At 68.4% G+C, this 11,297-nt stretch carries 12 protein-coding genes; 2 read left to right on the plus strand and 10 right to left on the minus strand.

The features are described from left to right. Positions 1 to 5: 5 nt before the first annotated feature. Positions 6 to 1,109 (minus strand): efflux RND transporter periplasmic adaptor subunit, encoded by a 1,104-nt coding sequence (locus N0B71_RS00945; protein ID WP_259756650.1) that lies wholly within the window; start codon positions 1,107 to 1,109, stop codon positions 6 to 8. Between the two features lie 97 nt (positions 1,110 to 1,206). Between N0B71_RS00945 and N0B71_RS00950 the strand changes: the two genes are divergently transcribed. Then, complete coding sequence (locus N0B71_RS00950) at positions 1,207 to 1,839, plus strand: TetR/AcrR family transcriptional regulator (RefSeq protein ID WP_259756651.1); 633 nt, start codon at positions 1,207 to 1,209, stop codon at positions 1,837 to 1,839. 208 nt (positions 1,840 to 2,047) lie between these two features. On the opposite strand, the gene N0B71_RS00955 is transcribed toward N0B71_RS00950, so the two are convergent. The 8 genes from N0B71_RS00955 to ppc all read right to left on the minus strand — a co-directional run bounded on the left by N0B71_RS00955 (position 2,048) and on the right by ppc (position 10,066). Continuing rightward, entirely contained in the window at positions 2,048 to 2,830 is a 783-nt protein-coding gene (locus N0B71_RS00955; RefSeq protein ID WP_259756652.1) for a class I SAM-dependent methyltransferase, read from the minus strand. 55 nt (positions 2,831 to 2,885) lie between these two features. Continuing rightward, positions 2,886 to 3,578, minus strand: a complete 693-nt coding sequence (locus tag N0B71_RS00960; protein ID WP_442964642.1) for an extensin-like domain-containing protein — start codon at positions 3,576 to 3,578, stop codon at positions 2,886 to 2,888. A gap of 3 nt (positions 3,579 to 3,581) precedes the next feature. Further along, positions 3,582 to 4,424 (minus strand): isocitrate lyase/PEP mutase family protein, encoded by an 843-nt coding sequence (locus N0B71_RS00965; protein WP_259756653.1) that lies wholly within the window; start codon positions 4,422 to 4,424, stop codon positions 3,582 to 3,584. A 75-nt stretch (positions 4,425 to 4,499) separates the two neighbouring features. Beyond that, a complete protein-coding gene (locus N0B71_RS00970; RefSeq protein WP_259759709.1) occupies positions 4,500 to 5,360 on the minus strand; it encodes a DUF72 domain-containing protein in 861 nt (286 codons plus the stop codon). Further along, positions 5,357 to 5,704: a hypothetical protein gene (locus N0B71_RS00975; protein WP_259756654.1), complete on the minus strand. Its 348-nt coding sequence runs from the start codon at positions 5,702 to 5,704 to the stop codon at positions 5,357 to 5,359. Before N0B71_RS00975 ends, N0B71_RS00970 begins: the two co-directional genes overlap by 4 nt. A gap of 66 nt (positions 5,705 to 5,770) precedes the next feature. After that, positions 5,771 to 6,445, minus strand: coding sequence for a tRNA (adenosine(37)-N6)-threonylcarbamoyltransferase complex dimerization subunit type 1 TsaB (gene tsaB, locus N0B71_RS00980; protein WP_259756655.1), 675 nt, complete (start codon positions 6,443 to 6,445; stop codon positions 5,771 to 5,773). Between the two features lie 88 nt (positions 6,446 to 6,533). Continuing rightward, complete coding sequence (gene adk, locus N0B71_RS00985) at positions 6,534 to 7,181, minus strand: adenylate kinase (RefSeq protein ID WP_259756656.1); 648 nt, start codon at positions 7,179 to 7,181, stop codon at positions 6,534 to 6,536. A 248-nt stretch (positions 7,182 to 7,429) separates the two neighbouring features. Then, positions 7,430 to 10,066, minus strand: a complete 2,637-nt coding sequence (gene ppc, locus N0B71_RS00990; RefSeq protein WP_259756657.1) for a phosphoenolpyruvate carboxylase — start codon at positions 10,064 to 10,066, stop codon at positions 7,430 to 7,432. 207 nt (positions 10,067 to 10,273) lie between these two features. Here ppc and N0B71_RS00995 point away from each other — a divergent pair, with 207 nt between their 5' ends. Further along, the gene (locus tag N0B71_RS00995; protein WP_259756658.1) at positions 10,274 to 10,609 is read left to right on the plus strand and encodes a pilin assembly protein; all 336 of its coding nucleotides are present in this window, start codon (positions 10,274 to 10,276) and stop codon (positions 10,607 to 10,609) included. Between the two features lie 156 nt (positions 10,610 to 10,765). On the opposite strand, the gene cadR is transcribed toward N0B71_RS00995, so the two are convergent. Then, positions 10,766 to 11,233, minus strand: a complete 468-nt coding sequence (cadR, locus tag N0B71_RS01000) for a Cd(II)/Pb(II)-responsive transcriptional regulator (RefSeq protein WP_259756660.1) — start codon at positions 11,231 to 11,233, stop codon at positions 10,766 to 10,768. Positions 11,234 to 11,297 lie beyond the last annotated feature (64 nt).

Raw genomic sequence — 11,297 nt, forward strand, 5'->3', positions numbered from 1 at the left:
GGGCGTTACTCCTTCGCCACCAGCTTGATCGACCGATTCTCCCGGTCGACAGGCCGTACCTCCTGCCCCTCGCGCAGCATCTGGACACCCGCTGCCACCACCCAGTCGCCATCCTTCAGGCCTTCGAGCACCGGCACGCGGTCCTCAGCGTAGGGGCCGATGCGCACCGGCCGGCGATGCAGGGTAGAGGTCTGCGGATCGACCACCCAGACGAACGGCTGGCCGGCCTCCGAGGTCAGCGCGGCGAGCGGCACGGCCAGCGGCACGGCGCCTTCGGCATGGACATAGACGCGGGCGCTCTGGCCCAGCTCGGCCGGCACCTTGGCGTCGTCGAACGCCACCCGCGCGGCGAAGGTGCGCGACTGGGGATCGGCCGCCGGGGACAACTCGCGAATCTTGCCGCTGAAACGCTTGTCGCGCTGCGACCAGAGCTCGACGCTCACGGCCTCGCCGACGCGGAAGCGTTCGAAGGCGTGTTCCGGGAAGCTGATCAGCACCTCGCGGTCGCCGTCGGCGGCCAGTGTGAAGACCGTCTGTCCGGCGGCCACCACCTGCCCGACTTCTACCCGACGGGTGGCGATCACGCCGTCCTGGGGCGAGCGCAGCACGGCGTAGTCGGCCTGGTTGCGGGCAACGTCGTATTCGGCGCGGATCTGTTTCACCCGCGCCTCGCCGGCGCGGTAGGTGTTCTCGATGTTGTCGAATTGCGACTGGCTGACCAGTTGGCGTTCCAGCAGGGTCTTGTAGCGGGCGTACTCGGAGCGCACGGTCTGCAGGTTGGCTTCGGCGGCGGCCACCTGGGCGCGCGTGGCCTCGAGCTGCAGGCGAACGTCTTCAGGATCGAGTTCCGCCAGCGGCTGGTCCTTCTTCACCCGCTCGCCGGTTTCCACCAGGCGCTTGCTGACCTTGCCACCGATGCGGAAAGCCAGTTCCGGCTCGTGGCGCGCATGCACCTCACCGGGATAGGCCTCGGTGATATCCCGCGCCGGCAACGGCTGGATGACGATGGCCGGGCGCACCACAGGCTTCGCGGGCTCGCCGTTACCGCAGGCGGAAAGGGAAAGGATGAGGGCAGCAGGCAGCGCGACAGACAGAGCATGGCGGAACATGATGTGTGACCTTTCGCAAAACGCGGTTGGAATTCTTATACTCCCCGGTATAGTAAAAATACAGAACCCATCAGTCCAGTATTAGAAATGTAAAGACATGTCACCAACGAACTCATCGAACGGACCGGGTCGCCCCAAGGACCCCGCCAAGCGCAAGGCCATTCTCGAAGCTGCCAAGGAGCTGTTCGTCTGCCACGGCTACGACGGCAGCAGCATGGAGGCCATCGCCGCCGAGGCCGGGGTGTCCAAGCTCACCGTGTACAGCCACTTCACGGACAAGGAGACGCTGTTCGTCGAAGCGGTGCAGTCCAAGTGCGCCGAGCGCATGCCCGAGCTGTTCGCCGAACCGCCGGCCGACGCGCCGCTGGAAAGCCTGCTGCTGAACCTGGGGCGGGGTTTCAACCAGTTGATCAACAGCCCGGAGGCAATTGCCATGAGCCGGCTGATGGTCGCCCAGGGCGCGGGCAACCCGCACCTGTCGCAGCTGTTCTTCGAGGCCGGCCCGCAGCGCGTGTTGGACCAGATGGAGCGCCTGCTGGAGCAAGCCCGCCAGCAGGGCAAGCTGAAGATGGACTGCCCGCGGCGGGCGGCCGAGCATTTCCTCATGCTGGTGCAGGGCTGCGTGCACTTCCGCCTGCTGATCGGCTGCGAGAATCCGCCAACGCCGGAGGAAGCCGAGGCGCATGTGCAGGAAGTGGTGGCCTTGTTCCTTAGGGCGTTTGCGCCCTGATTCCCTGCTTTTTGTAGGAGCGAGCTTGCTCGCGAACCCGCTCAGCATGGGAGCCGTTGGATAGTTCGTTCGCGAGCAAGCTCGCTCCTACAGGTATCGCACTCTCTCTGTAGGAGCGGACTTTGTCCGCGATAGATCCGCCTCGCGCCGGTGGCTATCGCGGACGGAGTCCGCTCCTACGCAGAGCTTCGGACCCGGGAGATGAACGTCAGCCCTTCAGGCTTTTCAGCGGATAGATGTCGTACCGGCTGGATTTGCCTTCCAGGCTGTAGCTGGGCTTCTGTCCCTCGATGATCGGCGCCTTGCGCGGGCGCTTGACCACCACGCGGTGGCTGGCCAGCTTCAGCGCCGCCGCCAGCAGCGCCGGGGCGTCGAGGTCGTCGCCCACCAGCGGGCGGAACAGGCGCATTTCCTTCTTCACCAGCGCGCTCTTGTCGCGGTGCGGGAACATCGGGTCGAGGTAGATCACCTGCGGCGCGTCCCCGTCCCAGGCGGCCATGCGTTCGATGGCGTTGCCCTGCAGCAGGCGCATGCGCGCAACGATGGCGCCCACCTCGACATCCCCCGCCGCACGGGCCAGGCCGTCTTCCAGCAGTGCGGCGATGATCGGCTGGCGCTCGGTCAGGTCCATTTCGCAACCCAGAGTCGCCAGCACGAAGGCGTCCTTGCCCAGCCCGGCGGTGGCGTCCAGCACGCGGGGGCGCACGCCCTGCTGGATGCCAACGGCCTTGGCGATCATCTGCCCGGCACCACCGCCGAATTGCCGGCGATGCGCGGCAGCGCCCTCGAGGAAGTCCACCCGCACCGGGCCGGGCGAATCCGGGCCCAGTTGCAGCAGTTGCAGGCCGTCATTGCCGAGCTGCAGGGCGAAATCCGCCTCGCCCTCGCCCATCGGCAACCCGAGCCGCTGCGCCCACTGCTCGGCGGCGGCCTGCCAGGCAGGCGCAAGCGCCTGGACGACGATGCGCGGCGGGGTGAGGACTTCGGTCATGGCGGGGCAATCCTGGCAAAAACCGCGATTCTACCGCAGCACCGGGCTCGCGGACTCAACGGCAGATCTGCCATCCACCCAGGTCGAGGTGGAAGTGATCGTGATGCGCGCGGTTGTAGTCCGGGCCGAGCACGCCATCGAAGTGGCCGCAGGCGCGATTGCGCACGGCATGCAGGAAGCGCGCGGCATCACCGTCTCCGCTCCAGTCCCTGGCCACCACGATGCGCCGGCCATCGGCCAGGCGGAAGGCCGCGATATCCAGCGCATTGGCCGTAGCATGCTGGCTACGACGGGCGTCGGCGCGGCCATAGATGTTGCGGCAGGCGAAGCTGCCCAGGTGCTCCACCGCCGCCACCGGTTGGCCGTAGATTTCCCGCGCAACCGGTTGCAGGCCGTGACGTTCGAACAACGCAAAGCTCACCGCCAGCGGGCAACTGGCGAGGAAACTGCTGCTCAACCGCACGTCTGCGGCCTGCACCCGCCAGACATTCTGCAGCGGGCAGCCGGCCATCGGTTCGCTGTCGGCCATGGGCTGGGCCTTGAGGTCGGAGCTTTGCAGCGCCAGCCGGCACAGCGCCGGGTCATCGCGCAGGCGCCAGAGCTTGTAGCGGGTCAGCAGGTTCGGCTCATCGCGCACATCCAGCGGCGCCCAGGGGTTCCAGCGATCCGGCAGCGTCACCCAGTGCTGCTGCAGCGCCAGCGCGAGGCCTGCGCCGGCAACAAAGAAACCGAACAACCACCGGCGCAAGCGTCAGCCTCGGAACAGTCCGTTGATGCGGTCGAATGGCATGGCGCCGTGCATGGGCGTCAGGTCGCCCTTGGCCAGGGCCTCGGACGCGCTGAAGAACGCACCGTAGGCCGCCCGCGCCAGGGTCGAACCGACGCTGACGCGCTTCACGCCCAGTTCGGCCAGTTCATCGAGGCTCAATTGCACGGCGGGCGAGCCGACCAGGACATTGACCGGGCGCGGCGCGACCGCGCGCACCACCGCCGCGATTTCCTCGCGGGTCTTCAGGCCCGGCGCATAGAGCACGTCGGCGCCGGCGTCGGCGAAGGCCACCAGGCGGCGGATGGTGTCGTCCAGGTCGGCGCGGCCATGCAGGAAGTTCTCCGCCCGCGCCGCCAGGGTGAAGGGGAACGGCAGCGCGCGGGCCGCCTGTACGGCGGCAGTGACGCGCTCCACCGCCAGCTCCAGCGGGTAGATCGGCGCCTCTGCGCGCCCACTGGCGTCCTCGATGGAGCCACCCACCAGCCCGCAGGCAGCGGCCAGGGCGATGGTCTCGGCGCAGTCTTCCGGCGTATCGCCGTAGCCGTTTTCCAGATCGGCCGCCACCGGCAGCGGCGTTGCCTCGACGATCTCCCGCGCGTTGGCCAGGGCTTCATCGCGGCTCACCGCGCCCTCCGCGTCACGCCGGCCCAGGGCGAAGGCCAGACCGGCGCTGGTGGTGGCCAGGGCTTCGAACCCCAGATGGGCGAGCATCTTCGCCGAGCCGGCGTCCCAGGGGTTGGGCAGGACGAACAGGCCGTCGCGCTGGTGCAGCGCACGGAAGGCTTCGCCGCGCTCCTGTTGGGTACGCTGGGGTTGGGCAGTCATGGCGGTCTCCTTGCCGAACGGGGGAAGGAGCAGGTTAGCCCCCTCACCTGCCGCGCGCCATGCACAGTTGGCGCGTCAGAGCAGGCCGAGCTGTTCCACTTCCGGCTTGGGTTCGACCAGCGGCGGCAGCCCGGGCAGGCGCTCGCGCAGCAGCGCATGGAAGCGTTGCGCCTGTTCGGCGGCGCGATGGTTGTCCGGGGTGTGGAGGAACACGTAGGGCGTCAGGCCCTGCTCGATCCACTCGGCCACCTTGCCGACCCAGGGGGTGAGGTGGACCTCATTGGCGTCCAGGTCCGGCCCGCCGATGAAGCGTACCTGCGGACTGTCGCTGAAGGCCGCCGGGCGCACCGGCACCCTGGGTTTCTTGGACTGGGCATGGAGCACCGCCGGATCGTCGGACTGCACGGCGAACAGCGCCCGCGAATCGAGGCAGATGCGCTCGACGCCGCGCTCCAGCAGCAGGCGGTTCAGCGCCCGCTCCTCGTCGCCCTTGGCGAAGAACGCCGGGTGGCGCACTTCCACGGCGATGCGCCGCCCGGCGAAGGCGTCCAGCCAGGCGGCCAGTTCGCCGAGGCGGTCCGGACCGAAGCCGGCGGACACCTGCAACCACAGCGGCGCGACGCGCGGGCCCAGCGGCGCCAGCAGGTCGAGGAAGTCCTGGGTGGTTTCCAGTTGGCCACGCAGGTCGCCTTCGTGGCTGATATCGCGCGGCAGCTTGGCGCAGAAGCGGAAGGTGGCCGGCATGGTCTGCGCCCAGCGCGCCAGGGTGTCGGCGTTGGGGCGCGCGTAGAACGTGGTGTTGCCTTCCACGGCGTTGAACACCTGGGAGTAGAACCCCAGGGTGTCGGCCGGACGCAGATCAGCGGGATAGAAGGTCCCGCGCCAGGCGGGCTCGTTCCAGGAGGGGCAGCCGAGGTAGTACGGCAGGTGCATCAGGCGTAGAGGTCGAGACCGACGACTTCCTGGCCCTCGTACTGGGCCACCATGCTGGCGGTGCTGGTGTAGCTGGCCAGGGCCTGGGCCGCGCGGGAGGTCAGCGGGCGCTGGTAGTCGAGGTTGTCGCGCAGGGTGGCCGGCACGCTGTAGCTGCTGGCGCTGGAGGATTCGACGCGGCGGGTCTGCGACTGCGCGTCGAACCCCTGGCTGGCCGAACTCGGTGCGGGCTGCTCGCGGCGGGTCTCGAGGTCACGCTGCACGTCCCGATACGGAGTCACCGCGGTGCCCGTTCGGGAAGCGCGCTCCGGTGTTTGGGATGTGGAGGTGAAGCCGTCGATACGCATGGCGAAAACTCAGTGGGGATGCAGCCACTCTAGCGAGCGGGGTCCGCTGCGGTCAATTGGCGCAGGTCAGGCTTTCTTCGGGGTCGCCACGTTGTCGCGCAGGTACACCGGCTGGGCCTGCTCTGCGTCAACCGCCTCGCCGCGCGCCCAGGCGAACTCGGCCAGGCTCAGCAGGTCCTCTGCGTGCGGCAGCAGGCTGGCGTCGCGGGCGGCGACCTTCACCGCCAGGCGCTCCTCGAAGCCCCAGCCGGTGCCGGAACCGAACCATTCGCCCTGGGCATCGCGCGGCAGCTCGACGTGCTCGGGCGGCAGCACCGCCTCGGCGCCGGCCAGGCGCATCTCGCCCTGTTCCAGGCGGTAGCAGCCCCAGTACACCTCGTCCATGCGCGCATCGATGGCCGCCGCTACCTGGCTCGCGCCGTGCTCGCGGTAGGCGCGCTGGGCCAGTACGGCCAGGTCGGAGATCGGCAGCACCGGCTTCTGCAGGGCGAACGCCAGGCCCTGCACCACGCCGATGGCGATGCGCACGCCGGTAAAGGCGCCGGGGCCGCGCCCGAAGGCGATGGAGTCCACGGCGGACAGCGCGATGCCGGCCTCGTCGAGGATCTCCTGCACCATGGGCAGCAAGCGCTGGGCGTGCAGGCGCGGGATCACCTCGTGGCGCACGAACCGGCGGCCGTCATGCAGCAGGGCGACGGAACAGGCTTCGGTCGAGGTATCCAGGGCCAGCAGCGTGGGCATGGTGTATTCCATAGGGCGAGAAAAACGGGCGGGCATTATAAACGCCAAAGGCCCGCGTGTGCGGGCCTTTGGCTGATACGGCGATGGATCAGCTCAGCGCGCCGAGCACCTTGGCGGTGATCTGCTCGACCGAACCGACACCCTCGACGCGGGTGTACTTCGGCGTGCCCTGGGCAGCGGCCAGCTTCTGGTAGAAGTCGACCAGCGGCTTGGTCTGCGAATGGTAGACCGACAGGCGGTGACGCACGGTGGCTTCCTTGTCGTCTTCGCGCTGAATCAGCTCTTCGCCGGTCTCGTCGTCCTTGCCTTCCACCTTCGGCGGATTGTGCTCGACGTGGTAGACGCGACCCGAGGCCGGGTGCACGCGGCGACCGGCGATGCGGCCGACGATTTCCTCGTCGTCCACGGCGATCTCGACCACGTGGTCGATGGCGACGCCCGCTTCCTTCATGGCCTCGGCCTGGGGAATGGTGCGCGGGAAGCCATCGAACAGGAAGCCCTTGGCGCAGTCGGGCTGGGCGATACGTTCCTTGACCAGGTTGATGATCAGGTCATCGGATACCAGGCCGCCGGCGTCCATCACGCTCTTGGCTTGCAGGCCGAGCTCGGTGCCAGCCTTGACCGCCGCACGCAGCATGTCGCCGGTGGAAATCTGCGGAATGCCGAACTTCTCAGTGATGAAGCGAGCCTGGGTACCTTTGCCGGCACCGGGCGCCCCGAGCAGAATCACACGCATCGATATGCTCCTTAATACTTGTTAAGCGAAATCACGGATCCGCCTCGTGGGGCCAATCTCATCATGCTTGGAATGGCGCAGATGCGCGCCGAAAGGTTGCTCACGATACACAGCGGTCCCACACCACACAAGCCGGCCATGGGGACTGCGCACGCCGATCCCGGGCCACTTCCGCACCCGGGATCAGCCTTCAAATTAATCTCATCTGGCCGCTGGGCAATCCACCTTTGGTGGGGGGTGCCGATACCTCAGCCGGTGTTGCGCAGCCCCGCCGCGATGCCCGCCACCGTCACCAGCATGGCCTGCTCCAGACCGCCGCAGGCGTCGCCCGTGCAGCGCCGCGAGCGCGCCAGCAGTTCGGCCTGGAGCAGGTGCAGCGGGTCCAGGTAGGTATTGCGCACGCCAATGGATTCACGCGTCTCGGCGGCGTGGGCGAGCAACTGCGATTGCCCGGTCAGCCCCAGCACCACGCGCACCGACTGCGACAATAGGTCGCGTAAATGCGCACCTAATGGTCGCAGTTCCGATTGCACCAGACGCTCGTCGTAGAGTTGGGCGATTTCCCGGTCGGCCTTGGCCAGCACCATCTCCAGCATGTCGATGCGCGTGGTGAAGAACGGCCACTCCTTGCGCATGCGCGACAGCAGCGCCCCTTCGCCACGCTCGATGGCCCTGAACAGGGCGTCTTCCCAGCCCAGCCACGCCGGCAGCATCAGGCGGGTCTGGGTCCAGGCGAAGATCCACGGGATCGCCCGCAGGCTTTCCACCCCGCCCTCCCGGCGCTTGGCCGGGCGGCTGCCCAGCGGCAGGCGGCCGAGCTCCTGTTCCGGCGTGGCCTCGCGGAAGTAGTCGACGAACTGGGGGTTGTCGCGCACTACCGCGCGGTAGGCCAGCACCCCGTCCGCGGCCAGGCGGTCCATCTCCTCGCGCCAGGCGGGCTCGGGCACCGGCGGCGGCTGCAGGGTGGCCTCCAGCACAGCGGCCAGGTAGAGGTTGAGGTTCTGCTCGGCGATGTCCGGCAGGCCGAACTTGAAGCGGATCATCTCGCCCTGCTCGGTGGTGCGGAAGCGCCCAGCCACCGAGCCCGGCGGCTGCGAGAGGATCGCCGCATGGGCCGGGCCGCCGCCACGGCCGACGGTACCGCCGCGGCCATGGAACAGCAGCAGCTCGACGCCGTGCTGGCGGCAGATGTCCACCAGCGCCTCCTGGGCGCGGTACTGCGCCCAGGCGGCGGCCAGGGTGCCGGCGTCCTTGGCCGAGTCGGAGTAGCCGATCATCACTTCCTGCGGCCCGGCCAGGCGCGTGCGGTAGCTGTCCAGGCTGAGCAGGCGGTCGATGCAGGGCCCGGCATTGTCGAGATCATCCAGCGTCTCGAACAGCGGCACCACGCGCATCGGCCGCTGCAGCCCGCATTCCTTGAGCAGCAACTGGACGGCGAGCACGTCGGACGGCTGCCCGGCCATGGAGATGACGTAGGAGCCCAGCGAGGCCGCCGGCGCCTGGGCCACCACGCGGCAGGTGGCAAGGACTTCGGCGGTCTCTGGCGAAGCCTGATAGTTGGCCGGCAGCAGCGGACGGCGGCTGGCCAGCTCTTCCAGGAGGAATTCCTGGCGCACGCTTTCGTCCCACTCCCCGTAGTTGCCCAGGCCCAGGTACTCGGTGATTTCGCTCATCGCCCGGGCGTGGCGGGTGGAATCCTGGCGCACATCCAGGCGCGCCAGGAACAGGCCGAACGTGGCCGCTCGGCGCAGGGTGTCGAGCAGGTCGCCGTCGGCGATCACGCCCATGCCGCAGGCCTGCAGCGAGCGATAGCAGAGCTGCAGCGGCTCCAGCAGCTCGCGGTTGTCCTGCAGCACCTCGGCGCCCTGCTCCTCGCCGCTGTGGATGGCGCGCTCGGCCCAGGCCCGGGTGGCGCGCAGGCGTTCGCGCAATTGCTTGAGCAGCGCGCGATAGGGTTCGGCGAGGTCGCCGACTTCCGCGCGCAGCTCATCGCTGGCCTGCTGCATGGAGAGTTCCGCGGCCAGGCTGTCGACGTCGCGCAGGTACAGGTCGGCCGCCATCCAGCGCGCCAGCAGCAGCACCTCGCGGGTGATGGCCGCGGTGACGTTGGGGTTGCCGTCGCGGTCGCCGCCCATCCACGACGCAAAGCGGACCGGCGCGGCGGTCAGCGGCAGGCGTTCGCCGAGGGTATCCTGCAGGGTGCGGTCGACGTGGCGAAGGAAGGCTGGCAGTGCGTGCCAGAGCGAGTGCTCGATCACCGCGAAGCCCCATTTCGCCTCGTCCACCGGGGTGGGCCGGGTGCGGCGGATCTCGTCGGTGTGCCAGGCCTCGGCGATCAGACGCTGGAGCTTCTCCTTCACCGCCTGGCGCTCTTCGGGCAGCAGGTCGGCATGGTCGCCGGCGGCCAGTTGCGCGGCGATGGCGTCGTACTTCTGGATCAGCGTGCGGCGCGCCACCTCGGTGGGGTGCGCGGTGAGCACCAGCTCGATCTCCAGCTCCGCCACTTGCCGCGCCAGGCCCTCGGCGCCGAGGCCGGATTTGCGCAGGCGGCCGAGCAACTCGGCAAGCACGCGGTTTTCGAAGGGTTCCGGCTCCTTGGGCGTGCGCCGGCGGATGCGGTGGTACTGCTCGGCGATGTTGGCGAGGTTGAGGAACTGGTTGAAGGCGCGGGCCACCGGCAGCAGTTCGTCCTCGCCCAGGCCGTCGAGCGTCGCGGTGAGCTGTTTGGCGCCCTCGGCGGAGCCGCGCCGGGCCGCCTTGGCGCCGGTGCGGATCAGTTCGATCTTGTCGAGGAAGCCTTGCCCGTACTGGGCGCGGATGGTCTGCCCGAGCAGTTCGCCGAGCAGGTGAACGTCCTCGCGCAGGCGCGCATCGATATCCGGCATCGCAGTCTCCTGGAGAGAGAGCCCTTGGCTGAGAAAAAGGCGTCGCTTGCTTTCACAGTGCCGCCGACCGCGCCGGCAGGCAAGCGCTCGACGAACGCCCGCAGTCCTGCTCGGACAACGTCTAGGCTGAAAGTTATCCCCATCGACGGGAAAACCTGCGGCGGCCTCACGAGGGCCGACCGCCACGTAACGACCCTAGAGGTGAACATGAAAATCCGCGAGCTGGTACGCCATTGGGAAAAGAACGCCAGGGGGCGCATGACCCACCATCAGTACAGCATTCCGCTGGACGTCGAGACCGCCGCGCGCCTGGCCGCGCTGCACGACCTGTACCCCAAGCGCAGCGTCGAGGAGCTGCTGGGCGAACTGGTCAGCGCGGCACTGGAGGAGCTGGAGGCGAGCTTCCCATATGTGCAGGGCAGCAAGGTGGTGGCGCAGGACGAACAGGGCGACCCGATCTACGAGGACACCGGCCCGACGCCGCGCTTCCTGGCGCTGTCGCGCAAGTACCTGCAGGAGCTGACGGAGGCGGAGCATTCCTGAACGAAATGCCGGGGCGCTTCGTTTTAGTGTAGGAGCGAGCTTGCTCGCGAACAGCTTGCCGGCAGCTCCGGCGCTGGGCGGGTTCGCGAGCAAGCTCGCCCCTACGAAGAGCCACCATGGATTTCGCCCTGCGCAGGGTTGAACGCGCGAACGCGCTCAATGCCGACCATGCACCCCCGGCACGTGCAGGTGCCCCGCCCCCGCGCAGGCTTCCGGAATCACCGATGGCTCCGCCGGCTGTTCCAGCTCGCGCAGGATGCCGCAATCCTCGCTGCTGCCCTGCCCCTGGCAGCGCGCACGCAGGTCGCGCAGTTGCTGGCTGAGGGACTGCAACTCGGCGATGCGCACCTCGACATGGTGCAGGTGTTCGTCGATCAGCCGGTTGGCGGTGCCGCAGTCGGATTCGGGGCGGTCGCGCAGGCCGAGGAGGATGCGGATTTCCTCCTGGGTCATGTCCAGCGAGCGGCAATGGCGGATGAACGACAGTCGCTCGACATGGCTGGCGTCGTACTGCCGGTAGTTGCCCTCGCTGCGCGACGGCGCCGGCAGCAGGCCTTCACGCTCGTAATAGCGGATGGTTTCCACCGGGCAGCCGGTCTGTTTTGCCAGTTCACCAATCTTCATGTGCGACTCCTCGCAATGGACGCTTGACTCTGTAGTTGCTACAGGGTGTGCAATCGGCAGCAAC

Source organism: Pseudomonas sp. GCEP-101 (genome assembly GCF_025133575.1).
Taxonomy (GTDB): domain Bacteria; phylum Pseudomonadota; class Gammaproteobacteria; order Pseudomonadales; family Pseudomonadaceae; genus Pseudomonas; species Pseudomonas nitroreducens_B.

What these genes read in the sequence shown, in the direction of transcription:
- ppc (WP_259756657.1), bottom strand. Translation starts at nt 10,066, where the DNA reads ATGCCGGATATCGATGCGCGCCTGCGCGAGGACGTTCACCTGCTCGGC.
- N0B71_RS00950 (WP_259756651.1), top strand. Translation starts at nt 1,207, where the DNA reads ATGTCACCAACGAACTCATCGAACGGACCGGGTCGCCCCAAGGACCCC.
- N0B71_RS00975 (WP_259756654.1), bottom strand. Translation starts at nt 5,704, where the DNA reads ATGCGTATCGACGGCTTCACCTCCACATCCCAAACACCGGAGCGCGCT.
- cadR (WP_259756660.1), bottom strand. Translation starts at nt 11,233, where the DNA reads ATGAAGATTGGTGAACTGGCAAAACAGACCGGCTGCCCGGTGGAAACC.
- N0B71_RS00965 (WP_259756653.1), bottom strand. Translation starts at nt 4,424, where the DNA reads ATGACTGCCCAACCCCAGCGTACCCAACAGGAGCGCGGCGAAGCCTTC.
- N0B71_RS00945 (WP_259756650.1), bottom strand. Translation starts at nt 1,109, where the DNA reads ATGTTCCGCCATGCTCTGTCTGTCGCGCTGCCTGCTGCCCTCATCCTT.
- N0B71_RS00995 (WP_259756658.1), top strand. Translation starts at nt 10,274, where the DNA reads ATGAAAATCCGCGAGCTGGTACGCCATTGGGAAAAGAACGCCAGGGGG.
- tsaB (WP_259756655.1), bottom strand. Translation starts at nt 6,445, where the DNA reads ATGCCCACGCTGCTGGCCCTGGATACCTCGACCGAAGCCTGTTCCGTC.
- adk (WP_259756656.1), bottom strand. Translation starts at nt 7,181, where the DNA reads ATGCGTGTGATTCTGCTCGGGGCGCCCGGTGCCGGCAAAGGTACCCAG.
- N0B71_RS00955 (WP_259756652.1), bottom strand. Translation starts at nt 2,830, where the DNA reads ATGACCGAAGTCCTCACCCCGCCGCGCATCGTCGTCCAGGCGCTTGCG.